Annotated in this window: 19 protein-coding genes and 1 pseudogene; 7 read left to right on the plus strand and 13 right to left on the minus strand. The window is 69.3% G+C overall.

What is annotated here, in order from left to right; genetic code table 11:
• Positions 1 to 14: 14 nt before the first annotated feature.
• Together BR39_RS0119120 and BR39_RS0119125 are read left to right on the plus strand one after the other, a co-directional pair.
• The gene (locus tag BR39_RS0119120) at positions 15 to 656 is read left to right on the plus strand and encodes a TIGR00730 family Rossman fold protein (protein WP_029915137.1); all 642 of its coding nucleotides are present in this window, start codon (positions 15 to 17) and stop codon (positions 654 to 656) included.
• A gap of 68 nt (positions 657 to 724) precedes the next feature.
• Entirely contained in the window at positions 725 to 1,039 is a 315-nt protein-coding gene (locus BR39_RS0119125) for a hypothetical protein (RefSeq protein WP_029915139.1), read from the plus strand.
• Between the two features lie 83 nt (positions 1,040 to 1,122).
• On the opposite strand, the pseudogene BR39_RS27110 reads toward BR39_RS0119125, so the two are convergent.
• The 6 genes and pseudogenes from BR39_RS27110 to BR39_RS0119155 all read right to left on the minus strand — a co-directional run bounded on the left by BR39_RS27110 (position 1,123) and on the right by BR39_RS0119155 (position 6,308).
• Positions 1,123 to 1,262 (minus strand): annotated as a pseudogene (locus BR39_RS27110) (hypothetical protein).
• Between the two features lie 227 nt (positions 1,263 to 1,489).
• Positions 1,490 to 1,858 (minus strand): hypothetical protein, encoded by a 369-nt coding sequence (locus BR39_RS0119135; RefSeq protein ID WP_231499510.1) that lies wholly within the window; start codon positions 1,856 to 1,858, stop codon positions 1,490 to 1,492.
• Positions 1,859 to 2,005: 147 nt separating this feature from the next.
• Positions 2,006 to 3,163 (minus strand): acyl-CoA dehydrogenase family protein, encoded by a 1,158-nt coding sequence (locus BR39_RS0119140; RefSeq protein WP_029915143.1) that lies wholly within the window; start codon positions 3,161 to 3,163, stop codon positions 2,006 to 2,008.
• 503 nt (positions 3,164 to 3,666) lie between these two features.
• Positions 3,667 to 4,881, minus strand: a complete 1,215-nt coding sequence (locus BR39_RS0119145) for an acyl-CoA dehydrogenase family protein (protein ID WP_029915145.1) — start codon at positions 4,879 to 4,881, stop codon at positions 3,667 to 3,669.
• A 135-nt stretch (positions 4,882 to 5,016) separates the two neighbouring features.
• Positions 5,017 to 5,895, minus strand: a complete 879-nt coding sequence (locus tag BR39_RS0119150) for a nicotinate-nucleotide--dimethylbenzimidazole phosphoribosyltransferase (protein ID WP_029915148.1) — start codon at positions 5,893 to 5,895, stop codon at positions 5,017 to 5,019.
• Positions 5,896 to 5,942: 47 nt separating this feature from the next.
• Positions 5,943 to 6,308, minus strand: coding sequence for a hypothetical protein (locus BR39_RS0119155; RefSeq protein ID WP_029915149.1), 366 nt, complete (start codon positions 6,306 to 6,308; stop codon positions 5,943 to 5,945).
• 102 nt (positions 6,309 to 6,410) lie between these two features.
• On the opposite strand from BR39_RS0119155, the gene BR39_RS0119160 reads away from it, so the two are divergent.
• Positions 6,411 to 6,644 carry a DUF1289 domain-containing protein gene (locus BR39_RS0119160; RefSeq protein ID WP_029915151.1) on the plus strand — a complete coding sequence of 78 codons (234 nt, stop codon included), beginning with the start codon at positions 6,411 to 6,413 and terminating at the stop codon, positions 6,642 to 6,644.
• A gap of 6 nt (positions 6,645 to 6,650) precedes the next feature.
• Here BR39_RS0119160 and BR39_RS0119165 read toward each other — a convergent pair whose 3' ends face one another.
• A complete protein-coding gene (locus tag BR39_RS0119165; RefSeq protein WP_029915153.1) occupies positions 6,651 to 7,010 on the minus strand; it encodes a hypothetical protein in 360 nt (119 codons plus the stop codon).
• A gap of 278 nt (positions 7,011 to 7,288) precedes the next feature.
• Here BR39_RS0119165 and BR39_RS0119170 point away from each other — a divergent pair, with 278 nt between their 5' ends.
• Complete coding sequence (locus tag BR39_RS0119170) at positions 7,289 to 7,789, plus strand: TIGR02281 family clan AA aspartic protease (protein ID WP_029915155.1); 501 nt, start codon at positions 7,289 to 7,291, stop codon at positions 7,787 to 7,789.
• 4 nt (positions 7,790 to 7,793) lie between these two features.
• Here the strand turns inward: BR39_RS0119170 and dusA are convergent, their stop codons facing one another.
• The 3 genes from dusA to BR39_RS0119185 form a co-directional block, all read right to left on the minus strand.
• Entirely contained in the window at positions 7,794 to 8,810 is a 1,017-nt protein-coding gene (gene dusA / locus BR39_RS0119175; protein WP_035018684.1) for a tRNA dihydrouridine(20/20a) synthase DusA, read from the minus strand.
• A gap of 78 nt (positions 8,811 to 8,888) precedes the next feature.
• The gene (locus tag BR39_RS0119180) at positions 8,889 to 10,730 is read right to left on the minus strand and encodes an alpha-amylase family glycosyl hydrolase (protein ID WP_029915159.1); all 1,842 of its coding nucleotides are present in this window, start codon (positions 10,728 to 10,730) and stop codon (positions 8,889 to 8,891) included.
• A gap of 10 nt (positions 10,731 to 10,740) precedes the next feature.
• Positions 10,741 to 11,859, minus strand: a complete 1,119-nt coding sequence (locus tag BR39_RS0119185) for an acyltransferase (RefSeq protein ID WP_029915160.1) — start codon at positions 11,857 to 11,859, stop codon at positions 10,741 to 10,743.
• Between the two features lie 423 nt (positions 11,860 to 12,282).
• Between BR39_RS0119185 and BR39_RS0119190 the strand changes: the two genes are divergently transcribed.
• Both BR39_RS0119190 and BR39_RS0119195 read left to right on the plus strand, forming a co-directional pair.
• Positions 12,283 to 13,086, plus strand: coding sequence for a hypothetical protein (locus tag BR39_RS0119190; protein ID WP_029915162.1), 804 nt, complete (start codon positions 12,283 to 12,285; stop codon positions 13,084 to 13,086).
• A 21-nt stretch (positions 13,087 to 13,107) separates the two neighbouring features.
• Positions 13,108 to 16,629, plus strand: coding sequence for a cytochrome P450 (locus BR39_RS0119195; RefSeq protein ID WP_029915169.1), 3,522 nt, complete (start codon positions 13,108 to 13,110; stop codon positions 16,627 to 16,629).
• Here BR39_RS0119195 and BR39_RS0119200 read toward each other — a convergent pair.
• Positions 16,586 to 19,510, minus strand: coding sequence for an AAA family ATPase (locus BR39_RS0119200; RefSeq protein WP_029915172.1), 2,925 nt, complete (start codon positions 19,508 to 19,510; stop codon positions 16,586 to 16,588). The genes BR39_RS0119195 and BR39_RS0119200 overlap by 44 nt on opposite strands.
• A 234-nt stretch (positions 19,511 to 19,744) precedes the next feature.
• Between BR39_RS0119200 and BR39_RS0119205 the strand changes: the two genes are divergently transcribed.
• The gene (locus tag BR39_RS0119205) at positions 19,745 to 20,434 is read left to right on the plus strand and encodes a Crp/Fnr family transcriptional regulator (protein WP_051695911.1); all 690 of its coding nucleotides are present in this window, start codon (positions 19,745 to 19,747) and stop codon (positions 20,432 to 20,434) included.
• Between the two features lie 74 nt (positions 20,435 to 20,508).
• Here BR39_RS0119205 and rpsI read toward each other — a convergent pair whose 3' ends face one another.
• Complete coding sequence (rpsI, locus tag BR39_RS0119210; RefSeq protein ID WP_035018686.1) at positions 20,509 to 20,982, minus strand: 30S ribosomal protein S9; 474 nt, start codon at positions 20,980 to 20,982, stop codon at positions 20,509 to 20,511.
• Positions 20,983 to 20,985: 3 nt separating this feature from the next.
• Positions 20,986 to 21,459 (minus strand): 50S ribosomal protein L13, encoded by a 474-nt coding sequence (gene rplM / locus BR39_RS0119215; protein WP_029915178.1) that lies wholly within the window; start codon positions 21,457 to 21,459, stop codon positions 20,986 to 20,988.
• Positions 21,460 to 21,539 lie beyond the last annotated feature (80 nt).

Below are 21,539 nucleotides of genomic sequence, written 5' to 3' on the forward strand. Positions count from 1 at the left end.
TGGAGTGGACGACGATGCCCGACCTGTCCAGCGGCCAAGCCGGCGACGCGACGTCCGACCCGGGGACCGGCCAGGCTGTCTGCGTCTATTGCGGCTCGTCGAACGCGGCCGACCCGGCCTATCTCGAGGCGGCGTTCCGCATCGGCGGCGACTTCGCCAGGGCCGGGCTGAAGCTGGTCTATGGCGGCGGCGGCGTGGGCCTGATGGGGGCGACGGCGCGCGGCGCCCACGAGGCCGGCGGCCGGGTGCTGGGGATCATCCCGGAGTTCCTGCGCGGCCGCGAGCAGCCGTTCGACGACGTCGAAACCGTGGTCGTCACCTCGATGCACGAGCGCAAGATGATGATGTTCGAGCGCTCGGACGCCTTCGTGGTGCTGCCCGGCGGCATCGGCACGCTGGAGGAGATCATCGAGCTGCTGTCGTGGCGACGCCTGGACCTGCACCGCAAGCCGATCGTCTTCCACAATCCCGACGGCTTCTGGGATCCGCTGTTCGCCCTGCTGCGCCACACGATCGACCGCGGCCTGACCCCGCCGTCGCTCGAGGACGCCTGGCGGGTGGCGGAAGACGCCAGCGACATAACGCCCGCCCTACTGGCCTGGCTTGCGGAAAAGGGGCAAGAAGACGCGTCTTCAAACGTTCGTTTGTTGACTTAGTTGCGAAACGCAACGATATGTCCGCCGCCGACCTCCCCATGTCGGCCTTAGGGGATAAGGAAACAAACATGCGTATCTTCGTGACCGCGCTCGTCGCGGCCTCCGCCCTGTCCACGCTGGGCATGGCGACCAGCGCGTTCGCCGCCGAGGGCGCGGTGCTCAAGCTGAAGGCCCCCGCCAAGGCTCCCACCCTGATCCAGGACGGCGCCATGTGGCGCTGCAACGGCGTCGTCTGCGCCGCTCCCCAGGTCAAGTCGCTGCCGATCGGCCGCGCGTGCCGCAAGGTCGCCGCCGAACTGGGCGCGGTGGAAACCTTCAACTATCGCGGCGAGGAACTGGACGCCGCCGGCCTCGCCGACTGCAACACGGTCGCCAAGCCGTAAGGCCCGCTCGAAGCTTTCGAGATCAAGCAATGGGGCGGTCCGCCAGGCGGGCCGCCCCTTTTTCTCGCCTGTTTGCGGCCGCCCTACTTCCGATTGGAAGGCTTGGGCTCGGTGACCGGCGGCTTGGGCGTCTGTCTGCCCCCGACCAGCATCCCGCCGATCAGGGCGAAGGACAGCATGGCGTGGTTCATTCTCGATACGTTCATTTGGCGGCGTCTCCCAGACTCGCTTGAAAACCAACGGGGCCGTTGGGCCAGGAGACGCGCGCGGCTTACAGGGACTCCCACCCTCCTAGTCGTCAGCGCGTCGAGGCAAAGCATGCGCCGTCGCGTCCCGAACGCAAGAAAATTAATCCGAACCCTGACGAAATCCGCGTACGGACGAATTGATCTTCAGCCTCGGATTCCCCTTGCCGGACAACGCTTCGCGCACGGAGCGCCGCGGCCGGACCTAGTGGAGCGTCGTCGAATGTTCGGGTTCGGTCGGCGCGGGCTTGCCGGCCGCGCCGATGATCGCGGCGGCGGCGCGCAGCATGGCCTCGTCGATGCGGGCGACGTCGCAGCCGACCAGCTCGGCGGCCATCTCCGGCAGGTCGGCGCATAGCCGCAGCTGACCCGCGATCCGTTGCAGCACAAGGCCTTCCTCGAGGTCGGGATCATTGGCCACCACCCCCACCACCAGGGAAAGCGCCACCTCCAGGCGGTCGGCCTTGGCCTTGGCCTCGCGCGCCTGCTCCATCAGGAGCTGGGCGCTGGCGTCCATGGCGGTCAGGGTTTCGGTCAGCGGTCGGGGGGCGAGGTCGAGGCGAAGATCGGTCACGGCGAGGTCCAGCAGGTTGTCCTGCCGGGTTGAACGACGCCTCGCCCAGGAACAGGGCGGACAAAACGCACGCCCCAAAGAAAAACCGCCCGCGACGGCGTGTCGCGGGCGGCGGAAGCTCTTTCCGGCTGCTTGTCCGTAGGCGGTTTAGGCCGCCTTGCCGGTCGCGGGCCCGAACGACAGCGATTCGTAGCGCCGCAGATGGTGGTCGACCGAGCCGAACAGGCCCTCGATCAGAGTGGCGCGCTTGAAGTAGTGACCGATGGCCAGTTCGTCGGTCATGCCCATGCCGCCGTGGATCTGGATGGCGTTCTGGCCCACGAACTTGCAGGCGCGGCCGATGCGGACCTTGGCGGCCGAGACGGCCTTGGCGCGCTCGTCGTCGCTCTCCGAAAGCTTGATGGTGGCCATGTAGGTCATCGACACGGCCTGCTCCAGCTCGATGAACATGTCGACCATCCGGTGCTGCAGCACCTGGAAGTTGGAGATGGCGGTGCCGAACTGCTTGCGCTGCTTGGCGTAGTCGAGGGTGCCCTCGTGCAGCTTGCGCAACACGCCCACGGCCTCGGCGCCGACGGCGGCCGTGGCCTCGTCGATCACCTTGTCGACCAGGGGCAGGCCGCCGCCCTCCTGCCCGATCAGGGCGTCGGCGGGGATCGAGACGTTCTCGAAGAAGACTTCCGAGGCGCGGTTGCCGTCCACCGTCGGATAGTCGCGAGTGACGATGCCCGGCAGGCTCTTGTCGACCAGGAACACCGAGACGCCGCCCGTGTCCCGCTGGGCGCCGCCGGTGCGGGCGGTGACCACCAGGTGCGTGGCGAACGGCGCGCCGACCACCACGGCCTTGTGACCGTTGAGGACGTAGCCCGAGCCGTCCTTCTTGGCCGTGGTCTTCAGGTCCTGCCAGGTGTAGCGGGCCTGGGGCTCGCCATAGGCGAAGGCGATGGTGGTCGTGCCGGCCACGATGCCCTCGATCACCGACGCCGCGCCGGCGTAGCCCGAGTGCTTCATGAAGCCGCCGCCGATCACCACGGTGCCCAGATAGGGCTCGATGACCAGCGCCTTACCGAACTCCTCCATGATGATCATGTTGTCGATGGCGCCGCCGCCCAGTCCGCCCAGCTCCTCGCTGAACGAGGCGCCCAGGATGCCCAGCTCCTCGGCGAAGGCCTTCCAGTAGTCCTGGCGCCAGCCGGTCTCGGAATTGACGATCTTGCGGCGGGTCTCGAAGTCGTACTTGTCCTGCAGGAAGCTCGCGACCGTGTCGCGGACCATCGACTGCTCTTCGGTGAAGTTGAAATCCATCCCTTGGTTTCCTCTGAAGACTGTTCGTCTACGACTTGTTCGTCTTGGATCACCGCTTCCAGATGATAGGTCATGCCCTCTGGTTTCACGGCTTCTACGATTAGGAAGACGTCGGCGTCCTTGAACGGAAGCGTCACGCGGCCGGGCGTTTTCGCCAGGAAGCCGATCGTCGATGAAGGCCCGGCGCGCGAAGCGAATTCGACGACCTCGAACCGCGACAGGCCCTGACTATCCCCGAGATAGCGGATTTCGCCCCGCCAGCCGGTCTTGGCCTCCGCGTTCGAACGCCAGAGCACATCTCCGGAGCGCCCGACGAAGGTGGCGAGCACCGGCGCTTCGCCGGGCGCCAGGCGCGTGCGATGCACGACACCTTGGCCGACGGCTCGCGAGGAGGCCTCGGGAACCTGGCCCGCCACAGCGCCGCCGGCCGCTCCGAACGAAGCGACCGTGACCGTGACAGCCAAGACCAGCCCGAGCCGGTTCATCGCTCCGCGCCCGACGCCCTAAAGCCCCAGCACCATCTTGGCGATGATGTTGCGCTGGATCTCGTTGGAGCCGCCGTAGATCGACGTCTTGCGGACGTTGAAATAGGTCGGCGCGGCGCGATGGGCGAAGTCGGGGCCGATCGGATGGGCGTTGTCGCCGTCCTTCGGGAAGCCGCGGAAGTACGGCGCGCCGTAGTGGCCGGCGGCCTCCAGCACCAGCTCGGTGATGCGCTGCTGGATCTCGGTGCCCTTGATCTTCAGGACCGAGGATTCCGGGCCGGGGCCCTTGCCGGCGGCTTCACCGGCCAGGGTGCGCAGCTCGGTGTATTCCAGGGCCGTCAGGTCGATCTCCAGGTCGGCGACCTTGCGCTTGAAGTCCGGGTCGGTCAGCAGCGGCCGACCGTCGTCGCCCAGTTCGGTCGAGGCGATCTGGCGGATGCGCTCGATGCCGCGCTTGGAGCGCGCCACGCCGGCGATGCCGCTACGCTCGTGGGCCAGCAGGAACTTGGCGCAGGTCCAGCCCTTGTTCTCCTCGTAGATGCGGTTCTCGACCGGCACCTTGACGTTCTCGAGCCAGACCTCGTTGACCTCGTGCTCGCCGCCCAGGGTGATGATCGGACGCACGGTCACGCCCGGCGACTTCATGTCGATCAGCAGGAACGAGATGCCTTCCTGGATCTTGGCGGTCGGGTCGGTGCGGACCAGGCAGAAGATCCAGTCGCCGTGCTGGGCCAGGGTGGTCCAGGTCTTCTGGCCGTTGACCAGGTAGTATTCCTTGCCGTCGTCGCCGGTGAAGCGCTCGGCCTTGGTCTTCAGGCTGGCCAGGTCCGACCCCGCGCCCGGCTCGCTGTAGCCCTGCGACCACCAGATGTCGCCCGACAGGGTCGGCGGCAGGAAGCGTTCCTTCTGCTCCGGGGTGCCGAAGGTGTAGATCACCGGCCCGACCATGTTGATGCCGAACGGCAGGATCGGCACGCAGTCGGCGCGGGCGGTCTCTTCCGACCAGATGTAGCGCTGGACCGAGGTCCAGCCCGGGCCGCCGTACTTCTCCGGCCAGGCCGGGGCCACCCAGCCCTTCTTGGCCAGGGTGCGGTGCCAGGACAGGAAGTCTTCCTTGGCCATTTCCTCGCCCTCCTCCTGCTTTTCACGCAGGCCGGCGGGATAGTTCTCGGCGATGAAGGCGCGCACCTCGTCGCGGAACGCGACGTCTTCGGGCGAGAAATCGAGGTTCATGGCGGACTCCCGGAAATCGGCCCTCTTCGGGGGCCGTCTTTGACTTTCGGGAGTCACCTTAGGGCTCGAACGAGCGTTTGGAAAGATGACCTTAGCGTCAACGTAAACAACGATCAGTTTGAGCCCGGAAAGGCCTCAGCGGACCTCGCAGGCCAACCGGACCAGGGCCAGGGCGGTGACCCCGCCGGCGCCCTCCTCCTCGGCGATGTCCAGCGCGATCAGCGGCCGCTTGCCCAGCGCCTCCAGCAGGCGCGCATGGCCTCGGGCGGTCCCGACATGGCCGGCCTGGCAATGGGCGACCAGGGCGGGGTCCAGCGCGTGCAGCACGGCGGCGGCGGCGCAGGCGGCGTAGCCGTCCAGCAACACCGGGATCTTCTGGACCCGGGCGGCCAGGATCGCCCCGACCAGGGCGGCGGTCTCGCGCCCTCCCAGCTGCCGCAGGGCGGCCAGCGGGTCCGACAGGTCGTCCTCGGCGGCGGCGCGGGTCACGGCGGCGGCGATCGGCTCGGGCGCGTCGCTCCAGTCCGAAGCCTCGCCGCCGAACAGCGCCAGGGCGATGGCGCCGGCGGCGCGGTCGGTTTCGGCGGCGATCACGCCGGGGATCAGCAGGTCGGGCTGCTTGGCCAGGGCTTCCATGCCGAAGGCCATGGTGGCGGCGCATTCCTTCTCGCTCATCGCCGCCTTCTGGACGGCGTCGGGCGTCGGGCGGTCGATGGCCAGGTCGAAGGCTTCCAGCCCCGCACCCTGGACGCCTGCGATGCGGCAGACATTGGCCCCGCCGGCGGCGACGGCCTCGAGGCGCTCGCGGGCCCAGCCGCGCGGCCCCACGCCCTGGCGGGCGCCGGCATAGAGGGCGACGACCGGGCGCAGCACCGCCGGCGGCGTCTTGCCGGTCCAGTCCGTCAGCCAGGCCGAGATTTCCGCCAGGCGGTCGCCGCCCGCGAAGGTCGAGGTCGGAACGGCCGGCGCGTCGGCGGCCAGCTTGCGGATGTCGTCGAAGGGAGAAGCGGTCATGGGCGCGGACTTAAGCCAGCCCGCGCCCGATGCAAAGAGCCGAGAGGTCAGGCCCCGGCCGGCTGGGCGGCGGTCGCGGTCGACGAGTTCTCGACCAGCGCCTTGCAGGCGCCGTCGCGTTCGGCGATCAGCGAGGCCTTCATGTCGTCCTTGGCCTTGCCGGCCTGCGAGGCGGCGTTGCGCTCGGCGGCCTCCGCGCGGTCCTGGACCAGCGGATCGCGTCCCCGCTTCTGGGTCTTCACGAAGGCCTGCAGGGCCGTGGCGTCCGAAGCGCCGAGGTTCGCCGCCTTGGCCAGGCCCAGGCAGCGCGAGGCGCGCACGAGTTCGCCGTCGCTGACGCGATCGGCGGCGAAGGCCGGCGCGGTCGCCGAAACGGCGAGCAGGGCGGCGGCGGTGAGGGTCAGGATACGCATGGAAGCTCCTTTGGAGGATTGGGACTACGAACGCGATCGACGCACGGGGTCTCGCCGCGGGCCGCCCTTGCGCGGCCGGCCTGGAACGGCGAAATACGGGTCATGACCTCGGCCACGCCCCCTGAGACGCTGAAGACGCCGCCCCGTCCCATCGCGACGCCTTGCGTGAAGGTCTGCGCGGTGGACGGCCAAAGCGGCTTCTGCCTGGGCTGCCGGCGAACCCTTCCCGAGATCGCCGGCTGGGCCCGGTTGAGCGACAAGGAACGGGCCGCGATCATGGCCGCCCTTCCCCATCGCCCGGATCCGATGGCCAACCTGATGGCCAGCCAAGGCTAGAGGCCCTTAGTTCGAGGTGTTGACGGCCGCGCCCGTCGATGCGCCGTTCAGCCAGGCCGAGCAGGCGCCCGACCGTTCGGCCAGCAGCTTGTCCTTCTTGGCGCCTTCGGCCTTGTCGCCTTCCTTCTGGGCGTCGGCGATCTTGTTCTTCGCCGAGACGCGCACCGGAAGCTCGCGGCTCACGCCTTCCTGCCGCAGGAACGCGTCGATGCCGGCGGTGTCGACCTTGCCGAGACCTTCGGAAGCGGCCAGGCCGCGGCAGCGGGCGGCTTGCAGGAACTCGAAATTGGTGGCGGAGGCGCCGGCCTGGGCGGCTCCGGCGAAGGCCGAAGCGGCGACAACCGCGGCGACGATGATCTTTTTCATGGCGACGTTCCCTCGATAAGCACTGAACTTGCGAGTGGTAATTTGCCGGAAATGTTCGATCATCTTAAGTTAAATCGAAGTCATATTGAGTGATTACATAGATGTAATGATGTTATCGCTAAGTATTACAGATTTTTAATTTGCTGATCGATTATCGATTAATTAACCAAGCAAGGTCGCGCCGGGATCGATTCACCGGTTGAAAACCCATTGCCCGCTAGTCTGCCTGGCAACGGTCGTAGAAACGGCCACAAAGCCTGTATGGCGGGGTGACTTCGATGCTCAAGTTCGCGACCATCGCGATCGTAGGCGCGCTCTCGGCGGTCGGGGCGGCGAAAGCCGTCGTGTCGCTGGACGATCTGCGCCAGCCGGACCTGCGCGGCCCCGCCCCTGTCGCGGCCTCCGTCGACGACGGCGCCGCCCAGATCGTCAAGGCCGCCGACGGCCACTTCTGGGCCGAGGCCAAGGTCGACGGCCGCGCGGTGCGCTTCCTGATCGACACCGGCGCCACCGCCGTGGCCCTCAGCCAGACCGACGCCAAGCGCCTGGGCATCGACACCAAGGCGCTGGACTACAACTACAAGGTCATGACGGCCTCGGGCGAGACCCGCGCCGCCTCGGTCAAGCTGGCCAGCGTGTCGGTGGCCGGAGCCCAGGTCCGCGACGTCGAGGCCCTGGTCGTCGAAAAGGGTCTGGAGACCTCGCTGCTGGGCATGAGCTATCTGGGCCGGCTGTCCAGCTTCCAGGCCACGCCCCGCGCCCTGGTCCTGCGCTCCTAGAGCCCTACTCCGCCACTTCCAGCGTCCGGGCCTCGCGGGCGTCGACCGCCTGGCGCACGGCCGCCACGGCGCGATCCACCACGTCCAGGCCCGCCCCCGCCTTGACCCCTTCGACGGTCAGAATCCGCCGCCACGCGCGGGCGCCCGGCAGGCCGTGGAACAGGCCCAGCATGTGGCGGGTCATCGCCGCCAGATGCACGCCCGACGCCAGCTGGCCGGCCATGTAGGGCTTGTAGAGCTCGACCGCCTCGAAGTCGTCGATGTCGGAGACGTCCTCGCCGAACACCCGGCGGTCCACCTGCCCCAGCAGGCCGGGCTCGTGATAGGCCGCCCGGCCCAGCATCACCCCGTCCACGTGCTCCAGCTGGGCCAGGGACACGTCCAGGTCCGGGATCCCGCCGTTGATCACGATGGTCAGGTCCGGCCGTTCGCGCTTGAGCCGATGGACCAGCGGATAGTCCAGGGGCGGCACGTCGCGGTTCTCCTTCGGCGACAGCCCCTTCAGCCAGGCCTTGCGGGCGTGGACCACGAAGCTAGCAACGCCGGCCTGGGCCGACAGGTCGATCAGCTCGAACAGGCTCTGCTCGGGATCCTGGTCGTCGACCCCGATCCGGCACTTGACCGTGACCGGGACCTTCACCGCCGCGGCCATGGCGGCCATGCAATCGGCCACCAGCTGCGGCTCGCGCATCAGGCAGGCGCCGAACCGGCCGCTCTGGACGCGGTCGGACGGGCAGCCGACGTTCAGATTGATCTCGTCATAGCCCCAGTCCTCGCCAACCTTGGCGGCGGCGGCCAGTTCGGCGGGCTCGGAGCCGCCCAGCTGCAGCGCCACCGGATGCTGGCCGGCGTCGAAGCCCAGCAGCCGCTGGCGGTCGCCGTTCAGCACCGCGCCGCTGGTCACCATCTCCGAGTACAGCAGCGCCCGACGCGACAGCACGCGGTGCAGCGACCGGCAATGGCGGTCGCTCCAGTCCATCATCGGGGCGACGGACAGTCTGTGCGGCGGAAACGTCTGCATTCTTTGAAACCGGCCCGGAGGCCTTGGAACCCGTTCAAGTTGGTCTTGAGCGCGCCCTAGTACGATATTTGCCCCCGATCATGGAAGCCGCGCGTTCGGTCGCACCGCTCCCGCCGATTTGCAGACCACGTAACCGAAGGCCGGCGCGCTGACCGCGTAGGCGCCCGGCGCCAGGGCGCTCGCCGCGCATTGGCCCCGCAGGCCGCGCCAGTCCGTCGAGGCGGTCTCGACCTGGACCTGGGCCGTCCTGGGCTCGGCCGCGGTGTTGACGGCCACCAGCACCTCCTCGCCGTCCAGGCGCCGGGAGAAGACGAAGAGGCCGGGCCCCTTGGTCTCGTAGCGGGTGATCTGGTCCCCGCGCCGCAGGGCCGGCTCCTGCCGGCGCAGCCGGGTCAGCTCGGCGATCTCGCGGTACAGCGGATGGGACGGGTTGAAGCTCGACGCCGTCGTCGTCGCCGAGGTCCCGATCAGGCGGTTGGCGTTGTAGCTGGCCACCTGGCTGGCGAACATGTCCTCGCGCGAGTCATGGTCGCCGTCGCCCACGCCGGTGAAGCCCTGCTCGTCGCCGTAGTAGAGCGCCGGCACGCCCCGCGCGGTCAGCAGCAGGGCGTTGGCCAGGATGGTCCGCTTCAGCAGCTCGGCCTCATCGGCCTGGGGATTGGCCGACCGGACGGTGCGCCCCAGCCTCAGGACGTCGTGATTGCCGATCAGGGTGACCAGGCGCCGCGCGGCGGCCGGGCCGCCTTCGTACAGCGCGTCCTTGTCGAACACCTCGCCCAGTTCGGCCGTCGGCTTGTTGCGGGCGACCACGTCGACGATCGCCCTGTGGAAGGCGAAGTCGTTGACCGCCGGCAGGCCGTCGATGCGCGTGTGGCGCGCCAGGATCGCCGGGTCGTCGTTCATCACCTCGCCGAAGATATGGAAGTTGGTCACGCCCGCGGCGACGGCCCGCTTCTGCATGGCCGGCACGAAGGCCCGCCAGAACTCGGGATTGACGTGGCGGGCGGTGTCGATCCGGAAGCCGTCGACGCGGAAGTCGTCGATCCAGCGGCCGTAGATGTCGATGAAGCCGGCCAGCGCCCTGGGGTCCTCGGTCATGACGTCGTCCAGCCCGGCGAAGTCGCCCAACTGCGAGCTCTCGCCCTCGAAGGTGGACTCCCCGCGGTTGTGGTAGAAGCGCGGGTCGTTCAGCCAGGCGGGCTGCTTGGCGTCGCGGTCCGCCTCGGGGACGTACGGGGTGTAGGCGTAGTCCGACCGGGTCAGCCGCTTGAAATTGCCCGGCGTCTGGCCGGAAAGGCCGGTGAAGCCGTCGTTGATCGGCTCGCCCTGGACGCCGCCTCGCCGCGAATAAGGATAGTCGGCCTGGCTCCGGTAGACGCAGCCGCGCGGGGCGCACTCGCGATACTGGATGATGTCGGCGGTGTGGTTGACCACGATGTCGAGATAGACCTTCAGGCCCCGGGCGTGGGCGGCGTCGACGAAGGCCTTGTAGAGCGCGCGGTCGCCCAGGTGCGGATCGACGTCCAGGAAGTTCAGCGGCCAGTAGCCGTGATAGCCGGCGATCTCCCGCCCGGGCTCGTACTGGACGGTCTGGTTGGTGAAGACGGGCGTCAGCCAGATCGCCGTCGCGCCCAGGCCCTGGATATAGTCGAGCCGGTCGATGACGCCCTTCAGGTCGCCGCCGTGGTAGAACATCCTCGAGGTCGGATCGTAGCCGGTCTTGTCGCGGCCGCCGGCCAGCCCTCCCCGGTCGTTGGTAGGATCGCCGTTCTCGAAGCGGTCGGGCATGACCAGATAGATGATCTCGTCCTCGGGCAGGCGGTCGGCCGGGAAGCGGGCCGGAGCCGGCGCCGCGACGGCGCTGGTCCCCAGCAGCAGGGCCGAAAGCGCCAGGGGCGCGATGAGGCTGTGGCGAGGCATCGGGAAACTCCTAGCGCGTGACGACGGCCAGCCGGGCCTTGAGCCGCAGGAAGGGCGTCTCGAGGAACCGGTAGGACAGATGGGCGGCCAGGCCCAGGAGCAGGATCGCCGCGACGAGACCCCCGCCCCGGCCCGCCAGGGTCTGGGAAAGGCCCGGCCGCCAGCCGTCCAGCGCCGGCAGGACCTGGTGGAACACCAGGTGCAGGACGAGGGCGTGGAAGACGTAGAGGCCGTACGAGATGCGCCCCGCATAGGTCAGGGCCGACGGCAGGGCTGTCCCATCGACTCCGAGGGTCGACAGGAAGATCGCGACCGTCCCGCCCAGGACCAGCCCCCAGCCCGCCAGGGCGTGCCACGGCGTGGGCGACTGCGGGTCCCAGCTCTTGACGCCGCAGACGCGGACCGCGACCAGCCAGGCCGCCGCGCCGGCCGCCAGCAGCGCCAGCCGGACAGGCCAGCGCCAGCTGGGGACGCGTCCGCGCAGCTGGTTGGAAAGCAGGCAGCCGGCGGCGAAGAACTGGCCCTGGACCAGGCCGTTGGTCCACTGCCCGTTGTCGCCGGCGGTCGGATGGACGGCGTAGAGCCAGATCGCGCCGTACGAGGCGGCCAGGACCGCGAGCGCCAGGGCCGTGATCGCCCTGCGCCCCGCCAGCGCCATGAGGACCGGAACCAGCAGGTAGAACTGCTCCTCGACCGAGATGCTCCACAGCGGATCGACCGGACCGGCGACCCAGCCTTGGAAGGCGATATGCCAGTTGGCGTAGAACAGGGCGAAGGCGGCGAACTGGTCGGGCCGGGCGGGCCCCACGCCCGGCGTCCAGTGTTCCAGCGCCGTCAGGCCCAGCAGAACCATGAAATACAGCGGCCAGATGCGCAGGATGCGGCGGCCGTAGAAGGCCGCGACGCGCACCTGTCCCTGGGCCTCGTGCTCGCGCGCCAGCAGCTCGGTGATCAGGAAGGCGCTCAGCAGGAAGAAGATCGGCACGCCGAACGCGCCGGCGGTCAGGACGTCGGCCAGCCAGGGCCGCCCCGCGGCGAGCGGCAGATAGTCCGGCAGGTGGAAGACCAGAACCAGGGCGAACGCGAAGAACCTCAGGCCATCCAGTTCCGGCCGATCGTAGCGCCGCATCCCCGCCCCCATAGCAAACAGATGCAAACTTCCCGACTGGGCCGTGCACCGGAGACGCTCTTCGGCGTCATTTTGCGAAGCCTGTTTGCCCGCTCCGACAGAACGGCACAATGCAAATTGATGCAAATCTTTGAAAACACGTCCGACGCCCGAGGTGGAGGGCGGCGAGCCGCGGCCCGGCGACCGTGGTGAATCTCACACACGCGCCGTGAGCCCTGGCACCGCGAAGCTTCCGGACGAGGCGCAAGGTCGCGGCGGAGGGGGCTCCGATCTGAAGACGGCTCTTCGGCGGAGCGCCATCTCAAGGGTGCGGCGTTCCTATAGAATCCCTAAGGTTGCAGAAAGCTTCACAGGAACGTTGCGCGAAAAGGGGGACTGAACATGAGGCAACCCGGAACCCGAGGCGGCCGGCTCAATTGGGCCGTGTCCAAGACCATCGGCGGCATGTCCGAGATCGCCGTGCTGTCGCCGATCAAGAAGGGCTGCGTGCCGAACGAGCGCCGAACCTACGAGGAGCGGCTGCGTTCGCTGATCGACGGCCTGGCCGAGCGGCACCGCCAGGGCTTCCCGATCGACCTCAACCGCGTCCCGGCCATCCATTTCGGCCGACTGACGATCCTGCGGCCCGAGCAGTATCTGGTCGGCTCCTCGGTGAAGGATGTCCGCTACTTCAACATGCCCGCCCCGCCCGCGGTCGCGGGTCCGAACCAGCCGACGCCCGTGGCGACATCTCCGAGCACGGTGATCCCGGGTGTCGTCCCCGAGCCGTTCGACGAATTCCTCACCCTGGCGCGGCCCTCCAGCCCTCCGACCGCGCCGGCGTCCTCGGAATTCAACAGCTTCCTCCTGACCCAGGTCGAATTCGACGGCGACCTCCGGGTCTATATGCGCGACATCGCCGAATACCTGGCCGACGCCTTCGATCTCATCTTCGAGAACTGCGAGGATTTCCCGAGGACGAGGGACTTCGAGAAGTTCTGGCTGTGGGTCCGGCGCTATCAGATCAACACCAGCCTGTTCTACGCGGCCTATTCGGACCTCAGCGTCGCGCGGATCAAGCATCTGGAGGCGTTCAAGCAGCGCTTCGACGCCTTCGTGGCCCAGGTGAGGCCGGCCCAGGGCGGCCAGGCCGCCAATCTCGACGCCCTGTTCGACGCCTTCCTGCGCGAAAACCAGCAGATCGCCCACGATTTTCCGACGCCCAGCGGACTGTTCCGCCAAAGCTGATCCAACAAAAGGGGGCCGGCCATGAGCGCCGATGGAGCCATTCCGATCGACCGACACACCAGCAAGGACGTCCAGGCCAACCTCCTGCGTCCCGCCAAGCGCCCCGGCAAGAAGCCGCGCGACTGGCTGCTGTTCTTCTTCTTCCGCATCCTGGACGACGACGAGATCAAGGCGACCAAGACGCGCATCGAGACCTGCCCGGACAAGGCCGCCCACCAGGAAGCCCTGTGGCTGGACTTCGCCCATCCCGCCCTGCTGCACGCCCATCAGCGCGACGACGAACCAAGGTCGGTCGACGTCTTCCGCGACTGGCTGAAGCTGATCGCCTGCGCCGACGCCGCCCCCCTGCTCAACCGGCTTCGCGAGATGGCCGGCGCCACGTCGCTCAAGGCGACGGCCACGGGCGGGGCGCCGACCAACGACCCGCTGCTCGCCTGGGTCGACAAGAGCTTCAAGGACGGCAGGCTGACGCCCCGCGAGATCCTGGACGGCATGACGCTGATCACCCAGATGGCCGGCGGACCGGTCGCCGACAGGGCGGCCCTGCTGGCCGCTTGTCGGAAGGCCGAGGCCCAGATCGGCTCGTTGCCGACCCTGACCCTGTTCGAGGTCCTGCGGCAGGCCGGCCTCTCGCTCGCCCCGGACAAGGATGAAAGCCGGGCCGCCTTGCGAGGCGAAGTCGGCGGCGTCGACGACGGCCCGGCCGACCGCCCCCTGCCGGTGAACCTGGCCTTCACCCTCTCGGGCCTGACGGCGCTGCAACTGGACCCCGTGACGCTGGCGTCCTTTCCCGAAGCCTTCAAGGAAGGCATGGCCGCCCGCGCCGCCCGCCTGCACGACACCGGGCCCAGCGACCCGGACCAGTGGGAAGGCGAACTGGGGCTGCCCAGCATCCACGGCTACTTCTCGGGCGGCGGCGGCTTTCCCCAGGGCGACCTGGACGAGGTCTTCTGGAAGGCGGTCCGCAACGACGTCGCCGCGTTCAACGACCCCGCCGACGGGCATGGCGAGAAGCTCCGCTACTGGATGTCGCTGCTCTTCCGCAGCCTGGGCATGGAGATCGTCCACGTCGAACTGGGCCAGGACCCCTACACGGTGCCGGGTGACGTTCCGCTTACCCAGGAGCCCCGCGTGGAGCACTTCGGCTTCCGTGACGGCCTGAGCCAGCCCTTCGTCGACCTGGGCCTGGCGCCGACGCCGCCCGGCGGAGGACGACCGCTTCCGAACCGGACCTGGAAGTCCGTGGAGCCGGGCGAGATCTTCCTCGACCAACCCGACGAGAAAGGCGCGCTGCACCAACTGCCGATCAGCGCCGACCTGCGCGCCGGCTCGACGTTCCTGGTCTTCCGCAAGCTGGAGCAGGACGTGGTCGACTTCCGCGCCTTCCTCGCCACGCAGCGACCGGGCGACACCAGCGCCCAGGCGAAGTTGGCCGCCCAGATGATGGGCCGCTGGCCCGACGGCACGCCGCTCGTTCTCTCTCCCGGCGCGCCCGACGCCGCCGGATTGACGGAAGCCCGGCTCAACGACTTCCGCTACGCCGTCGGCGATCCGGACGGGCGCAAGTGCCCCCTCGGCGCCCATATCCGGCGCACCAATCCGCGCGACATCGGCGGACGGGAGGCGGCCAGCCGTCACCGCATCCTCCGACGGTCGATCAGCTATGGAGGCCCCCTCCTCCCGCCGGACGTGACGAAGACCGACGAACGGCGCGGCCTGCTGTTCGTCGCCGCCAACGCCCGGATCGACGTGCAGTTCGAGGTCATCCAGTCCGAATGGATGAACGGCGGCGAGTTCCTGGGCCAGGCCGGCCTCGGCCGCTGCCCGGTCCTGGGATCCCACAACGGTCGGGAGGGCGACAGCTTCCTGGAAGCCGGCGCCGTAGCCCCCGTCACCCGTCTGCGCCGCTTCGTGGTCACCCGAGGCGGAGACTATTTCTTCGCGCCGGGCGTGCCGGTGGTGAAGGCCCTGGCGGAGGGGAAAACCTTCGCGCCGCAGCCGCAGGAACTGCCCTATGACGGGTACGCCCTGGGCGATTGCGACACCCCTGGCCTGTTCACGTCCAGGCGGCTGAAGCGCCTCGGGTTCGGGAAAGGCCAAGCCCCTCGCCTTCGCATCGCCTCGCCCGACCCCGACGGCCCCAGCACGATGGTCTTCGTCGCCCGGCACGGCGATGTCGTGAAGATCCTGCGCGGCGACGGACAGGACTTCTCGGTCCGGCACTATCGCGAGGCCGCCCAGGTGATCGCGGGCGAGGACATGCTGGTCGCCACGGACACGGCCGATCCCACGCCGAGCAGTCGCGAGCAGCTGACGCGCCTGCTGCGGCAGGCTTGGGGCCGATTGGGGACCAGCTTCGCGAACCAACAGACGAGCCTGCCCGCCCTTCTGCGGGAAAGCGCCCAGGCGGCGCTGAGCGCGGCGATCGACGGGATCGGCGACGCCCGACGGCTCGATCTGGTCAAGGACCTCGCGGCGCCGGCCACCTACGCCGTCATGGCCAAGGTCTTCGGCGTGCCGGGCCCGAGCCGGTCGAGCGACCTGGTGGACACCTTGCCGTTCGGGCGGCTCAACCGCACCCAGGTGCCGGAGGACTGGCTGGACCGAAACGGCAAGCCGGACCATCCGCCCGCCGTCACGCTCCAGGTGTGGTCGGTCCTGATCCTGGCCGACCTGATCGGCAACCTGCAGGTCCAGGCGATGCTGCGGGCCTTCTCCCACCAGGCCGGCCTGGAAATGCGCGCGCACATCGACGGCCTGCTGGCGGAAGCGGGCGCTCGGGCGCGGGCGGCGCTGCAGGCCAACGGCCGGCTCGACGAACCGGCCACGCTGCTGGAGGCCTTCGTCCACAACGCCGTCAGCGACCCGGTCGCCTATCCGCCGGGCAGCGCGGCTGAGCAGCTCTACTACCGGCAGACCGCCACGATCCTGCTGGAGCTCGTCGGCACCAGCATGGCGACCATTCCGCTCACCTTCGCGTCGGTGATGGGCGCCCTGTTCGATTTCCGGATCGACCTGGCCAGCCTGCTGCCCTTGCTCGAAGGGAACCCGCCGACCGGCCCGCTGAAACCGGGCGAGCCCAACGGCCTCCAGCGGCTGATCTACGAGGCCGAGCGGCTCAATCCCAACGCCCCGGTCCGGATGCGCTACTGCGTGGCCGACGCGACCCTGAGCAGCGGCGCCAAGATCAAGGCCGGCGAATGGGTCAGCTGCGTGATCCAGGCCGCCAATCTCGACGGAAAGGTCTTCAAGAACCCCCGGCGCTTCTCGCTCAGCCCCTATGTGGACCCGACCGGCCCCGTCCGGAATTGGAAGAAATACCTGCTGTTCGGCGACGACCGCAGCGACCGCAAGTGCTGGGGCCGCGACAATGTGGCGATGATCGTGCTCGAGGAATGCCTTCGGGCCGCCGGCCGCCTGAAGCGGCTGCGCAGACCGGCCGGCCTCGGCGGCAGGCCCGAGAAGAAGGGCAACGTGACGATCGGCCTTCCCGCGCGGTTCACGCGGGTGACGCCCCCGACGCCCCCGACGCCGACGGTCTGACCGCGCGCGCGCGCGCCGGGCCTGGCTTCCAGGCGACAAGCCCGGCGCGCGCGCAGATCTCGCGCTGCTCCTCCAGATCGACCTCGACGAGGTCCGAGCCGGGGCGCAGCTCGGCCAGCAGGCGGGCCCTCAGTCCCAGCCCGTCGACCACCAGACAGGGGCTGTCGACGGCGCGCGCGATCGCCAGGGCCTGCTCCAGCGCGACCAGGCCGCGCTCGACCTCGCCCGTCCGCACCAGGGCCTCGGCGTAGCCGACATGCAGATAGTAGACCTCCAGCTGCCCGGTCCGCTGATGCAGATTCTTGGCCAGGCAGGCCTGGACGCGCTGGATCGCCAGGTCGGGCCGGCCCGCGCGGGTCAGGGCCGTGGCCAGCGCGCCGGTCAGGTTGGCCTTGATCGCGTCGTAGCCGTTGAGCTCGGCCAGATCGAGCGCCCGGTGCAGGCACTCCGCCGCCTCGGCGTCACGGCCGAGGTTCACCAGGTTCCGGCCCAGGGAGCTGCGGGCCAGCACCTCCGAATAGGCGTCCTGGGCGGTGACCGCGATCGCCAGGGCGCGCTCGGCGTGGTCCACGCCCTCCGCATAGCGTCCGACGGCGTTCATGAACCAGCTGAGGAAGGCGTGGGTCGTGGCGCGCGGCAGGGCCGGCGCGCCCAGGCGCGCGGTCGCCAGGTCGCCGACCAGCATCTCGTCCAGCCGCTTCAGCCGCGCGATCGCCTCGTCCACCCGCCCCATGTCGTGGAGGATGTTGGTCGCCATCACCTCGTGGGCGAAGATCAGGGCCGGAGCTTCCATGGCCCGCGCCATCTCCAGACCCCGCGTCGTGGCGTCCAGCCCCTCCTGGTAGCGCCCCTCGAACCAGCAGAGCATGCCCAGCTGGGAGAGCGCGACGCAGACCTGGTCGGGGCGGCCGCGGGCATGGGCCACCTGCACGGCGCGCGGCAGATGGGTGTTCATCTTCCGGAACTCGCCCAGCTGCAGCATTGAGGCGCAAACCATCAGCACGAAATCGACGAAGCGGTTCTCGGCGTCGGCGCCGATGCGCGTCGTCACCCGGACCGCGCGATCGAAGATCAGGTTCAGGGAGCCGCCGGCGACGCTGCGCCGCGCCTCCAGGCCGGCCTCCCACAGATAGTCCAGGGCGGCGCGATCATCGCCCGCGCCCTCGGCGTGCAGGGACAGCCCCTCGTAGCGGCCGGCCAGGGCGGGACCGACGCGGGCCAGGATCGTGTCCAGCGCCGCCTGGTGCAGGTCCCGGCGTCGGGAACGGCTGATCGTGTTGGCGCAGGACTCGGCGATGATCTGGTGCCGGAAGCGCGTGGTCTGGCCGGTCGCCGGATGCAGGAACGCGAAGCGCTCCAGCTCGGCCAGGTCGTCGAGCAAGGCGTCCCGATCGGCGCCCAGGACCTCGCGCGCGAGGTCGATCTCGATCTCCTCGCCCAGCAGGCTGAGCGCCTCGGCGAGTCCCCTGGCCCGGGGCGACACCCGCTGCAGCCGCGCGTGGATGGCCGACTCCACGCCCTGGGGGAGGCGCCGGAAAGCGTCGGCGCCCTCGGCGTCCACCGAACGGACCAGCTCCTCCAGCACGAAGGGCACGCCCTCCGCACGGTCCAGCACCTGTTCCAGCAAGCTTTCGGACACCGTCGGGGTCGGCCAGAGGCAGCGTCCCAGGGCCTTCATCTCCATCCGCCCCAGCGGTTCCAGGCGCAGCACAAGCGACGCGATCTCGCCCGCGTCGTTCCAGGCTTCCGGACGCCCCGTCACGAGCAGCCGCAGGGCGGGCGGCGGGGTCTCGGTCGCCAGCAGCTTCAGGAACTGCCGGCTTTCGGCGTCGACCAGATGCAGATCTTCGATCAGCAGCAGAATGGGGTCGCCGCCCATCCGGGCGGCGAACGCCTTGGCGAAGATCCGGGCGACCTGCAGCGGGGTCCAACGGGCCGGCGGACGGGCGTCTTCGCGGCGAGCCGGCGCGACGACGGCCTCGAGGACGGCCGCCTCCTCCTCGTCGAGCCCGCCACGCGTCGGATCGCCCGGCTCGGCGCCGAGGCGCTCGATCAGCTCGCGGGCGGCGGCGAAGGGCGTGGTGCTCCTCTGGCCGTCGCCCTGGAAGGTGAGGATCCGGCTCCCGGCCGCGAGCTCCTCGTTCACCGCGGCCGCCGCCAGCCGGGTCTTGCCGATCCCCGCCTCGCCGATCAGCGCCGCCGACGCCCGAGCGCCCCCGGCCGAGAACAGCTCGCGCAGGGCCGCCAGCTCGCCGTCCCGGCCGACCATGGGCCAGCGATAGCGGAACGGCACGGAGCCCGGATCGCGCCGCTCGGGCCGGGCCGCCAGCCGATAGGCGTCCACGCCCAGCTCGCCCAGCGCCTCCTCGCGCGTTTCGCGGACCACCTCGACAGGATGCCGACACAGGTTCAGCGCCTCGCCGCTGATCAGGACCTGGCCGCTGCCCGCCCGTTGCTGCAGCTTGGCCGCCACGTGCACGACGGCGCCCGACACGTCGAAACGCGGCCGATCGTGGCGATGGATCTCCCTCAGGCCGACCAGCCCGGAATGGAGGCCCACCCGGAAGAACACGGGGTCCCCGTTCGGTCCGGGCGCGGCGACGACGGGGTGCGCGATGGTCCACGCCGCCTGGCAGGCGCGGTCGGCGTGATCCTCCAGCGCGCCCGGCCACCCGAACACCGCGATGCCGCCGTCGCCCTCGTAGTGGACCAGCAGGCCGCCGGCGCGCTCGACGGCCTCGCTGACATGCTCGAACCAGACGTCGAGGAAGGCCTGCGCCTCGTCGGGATCACAGGCGGCGATGTGCCGGGTGGACCCGACCATGTCCGCCGCCAGGACCGTGATGATCCTGCGCTCGGACGATGCGCTCGCCTTCTCCATACGCCCCTAGCCCCCCAGGTTCGCTATGGCGAAACGCTATCACAGCTAAAAGTAGTATCGCCATAGACTTTCACGCGACCGCAACCTCTCGAAGAAGTCCGGTCGGCGCCCTCAGCCGAGGCAAGGACACAGCTTTCGCGCGCGAAGCACGCGCTTCGATTGCAAGACCGTGCCCGGAGCGCGTATTCTCGACCCACTTCTGGAGGGCGGGCGGTGGATATCGAGCAGAAGAGGATGGGAGACCAGGGCCTGTTGTTCCTGATCGACCCCACGCTGCGGAGCCAGGTCGAGGCGCGCATGCGGACCGTCCGGGCGCCGAGGGGCCGGACGATCTTCAGCGTCGGCGCGCATGCGACCGACGTGATGTTCGTCGTCGAGGGCGAGGTCCAGGTCCTGCTCTATTCCAACAACGGGCGCGAGGTCTCGGTGCGCGACCTGGGACCCGGCTCGATCCTCGGCGAACTGGCGGCCCTGGACGGCAAGCCGCGGTCGGCCAGCGTCGTGGCCGCCTCGGACGTGCGCCTGCGGATGATGACCCGCGAGGACTTCATGGCCTGCGTCGAGTCCTCGCCCGTGGCGGCCCTCTGGCTGGCCCGCCGGCTGGCCCTCGAGGTGCGCCGCCTGACCGAGCGGGTCTTCGAGCTGAGCGCCCTGAACGTCCAGGCGCGGCTGCACTGCGAGCTGCTGCGGATGGCGCGGGGCGACGGCGCCGTCGCGACGCGGATCCCGCGCGCCCCGACCCACGCCGAACTGGCCAACCGGATCGGCACCCATCGCGAGGCGGTCACGCGCGAGATGCGCAGCCTGGCCCAGATGAACATCATCCGGAACCATCGCCGGTCGCTGGAATTCCTCGACATCCCCGAACTGGAACGCGCGGTCTTCCGGGCCGTCGGACAGAGCGTCGAGGCCCATCCCGCCTAGGCAGGCCGGGTTCGAGGCAAAAAAAGAGGCCGCGGAAACCGCGGCCTCTTTCTTCGGATGCAGGTCCGAAACGCTTAGCGCTTCGAGAACTGGAAGGAGCGGCGGGCCTTGGCCTTGCCGTACTTCTTACGCTCGACCACGCGGCTGTCGCGGGTCAGGAAGCCGTGCGGCTTCAGGACCGGGCGCAGGCCGGGCTCGTAGTAGGTCAGGGCCTTGGACAGGCCGTGACGGATCGCGCCGGCTTGGCCCGACAGGCCCGAGCCTTCCACGGTGACGACGACGTCGAACTGGCCCAGGCGGTCGGTGACCTCCAGGGGCTGGGCGATCATCATGCGCAGCACGGGGCGGGCGAAGTAGACTTCCTGGTCACGACCGTTGATCGTGATCGAGCCCTTGCCCGGCTTGATCCAGACGCGAGCGATCGCGTTCTTGCGCTTGCCGGTCGCGTAGGCGCGGCCCTGGGCGTCGATCTTGGGTTCGGCCGGAGCGGCAGCTTCCGGGTTGCTGGACAGGCTGGCCAGCGCGTCAAAGCCTTGAGCTTCAGACATGACTTAGGCGCTCCGGGTGTTCTTGGCGTTGCGGCCGGCGAAGTCGATGACTTCCGGGCTTTGCGCTTGGTGCGGGTGCTCACCGTTGTTGTAGATGAGCAGATGGGTCAGTTGCTTGCGCGCCAGGGGGCTTTCCTTGGGCAGCATGCGCTCGACGGCCTTTTCCAGGACGCGTTCCGGGAAGCGGCCTTCCAGCAGCTTGCGCGGGGTGGTCGACTTGACGCCGCCCGGGTGACCGGTGTGGCGGTAGTAGACCTTGTCGTCCAGCTTCTTGCCGGTGAACTTCACCTTGTCGGCGTTGATCACGACGACGAAGTCGCCGCAGTCGACGTGCGGGGTGTAGTCGGGACGGTGCTTGCCGCGAAGACGCATGGCGATGAACGTCGCCAGACGACCGACAACGGCGTCCTGGGCGTCGACCACGATCCACTTCTTCTCGACCTCGGCGGGCTTCAGGGAAGCCGTGGTCTTTTGCATGGGATTGATCCGTATTCCTTGTGCGTCGGGGGCCAAGGAAGCGGCTCCGTCTGCGTGAGGGGCGGCAGGTACAGGAGCGT

This window comes from Caulobacter sp. UNC358MFTsu5.1, assembly GCF_000712075.1.
Taxonomy (GTDB): domain Bacteria; phylum Pseudomonadota; class Alphaproteobacteria; order Caulobacterales; family Caulobacteraceae; genus Caulobacter.

Coding starts and splice junctions, on each gene's coding strand:
- BR39_RS0119160 (WP_029915151.1), top strand. CDS start 6,411: ATGACCTCGGCCACGCCCCCTGAGACGCTGAAGACGCCGCCCCGTCCC.
- BR39_RS0119150 (WP_029915148.1), bottom strand. CDS start 5,895: ATGACCGCTTCTCCCTTCGACGACATCCGCAAGCTGGCCGCCGACGCG.
- BR39_RS0119145 (WP_029915145.1), bottom strand. CDS start 4,881: ATGAACCTCGATTTCTCGCCCGAAGACGTCGCGTTCCGCGACGAGGTG.
- BR39_RS0119120 (WP_029915137.1), top strand. CDS start 15: ATGCCCGACCTGTCCAGCGGCCAAGCCGGCGACGCGACGTCCGACCCG.
- BR39_RS0119155 (WP_029915149.1), bottom strand. CDS start 6,308: ATGCGTATCCTGACCCTCACCGCCGCCGCCCTGCTCGCCGTTTCGGCG.
- BR39_RS0119140 (WP_029915143.1), bottom strand. CDS start 3,163: ATGGATTTCAACTTCACCGAAGAGCAGTCGATGGTCCGCGACACGGTC.
- rpsI (WP_035018686.1), bottom strand. CDS start 20,982: ATGTCTGAAGCTCAAGGCTTTGACGCGCTGGCCAGCCTGTCCAGCAAC.
- BR39_RS0119170 (WP_029915155.1), top strand. CDS start 7,289: ATGCTCAAGTTCGCGACCATCGCGATCGTAGGCGCGCTCTCGGCGGTC.
- BR39_RS0119165 (WP_029915153.1), bottom strand. CDS start 7,010: ATGAAAAAGATCATCGTCGCCGCGGTTGTCGCCGCTTCGGCCTTCGCC.
- rplM (WP_029915178.1), bottom strand. CDS start 21,459: ATGCAAAAGACCACGGCTTCCCTGAAGCCCGCCGAGGTCGAGAAGAAG.
- BR39_RS0119195 (WP_029915169.1), top strand. CDS start 13,108: ATGAGCGCCGATGGAGCCATTCCGATCGACCGACACACCAGCAAGGAC.
- BR39_RS0119205 (WP_051695911.1), top strand. CDS start 19,745: ATGGGAGACCAGGGCCTGTTGTTCCTGATCGACCCCACGCTGCGGAGC.
- dusA (WP_035018684.1), bottom strand. CDS start 8,810: ATGCAGACGTTTCCGCCGCACAGACTGTCCGTCGCCCCGATGATGGAC.
- BR39_RS0119200 (WP_029915172.1), bottom strand. CDS start 19,510: ATGGAGAAGGCGAGCGCATCGTCCGAGCGCAGGATCATCACGGTCCTG.
- BR39_RS0119185 (WP_029915160.1), bottom strand. CDS start 11,859: ATGCGGCGCTACGATCGGCCGGAACTGGATGGCCTGAGGTTCTTCGCG.
- BR39_RS0119180 (WP_029915159.1), bottom strand. CDS start 10,730: ATGCCTCGCCACAGCCTCATCGCGCCCCTGGCGCTTTCGGCCCTGCTG.
- BR39_RS0119125 (WP_029915139.1), top strand. CDS start 725: ATGCGTATCTTCGTGACCGCGCTCGTCGCGGCCTCCGCCCTGTCCACG.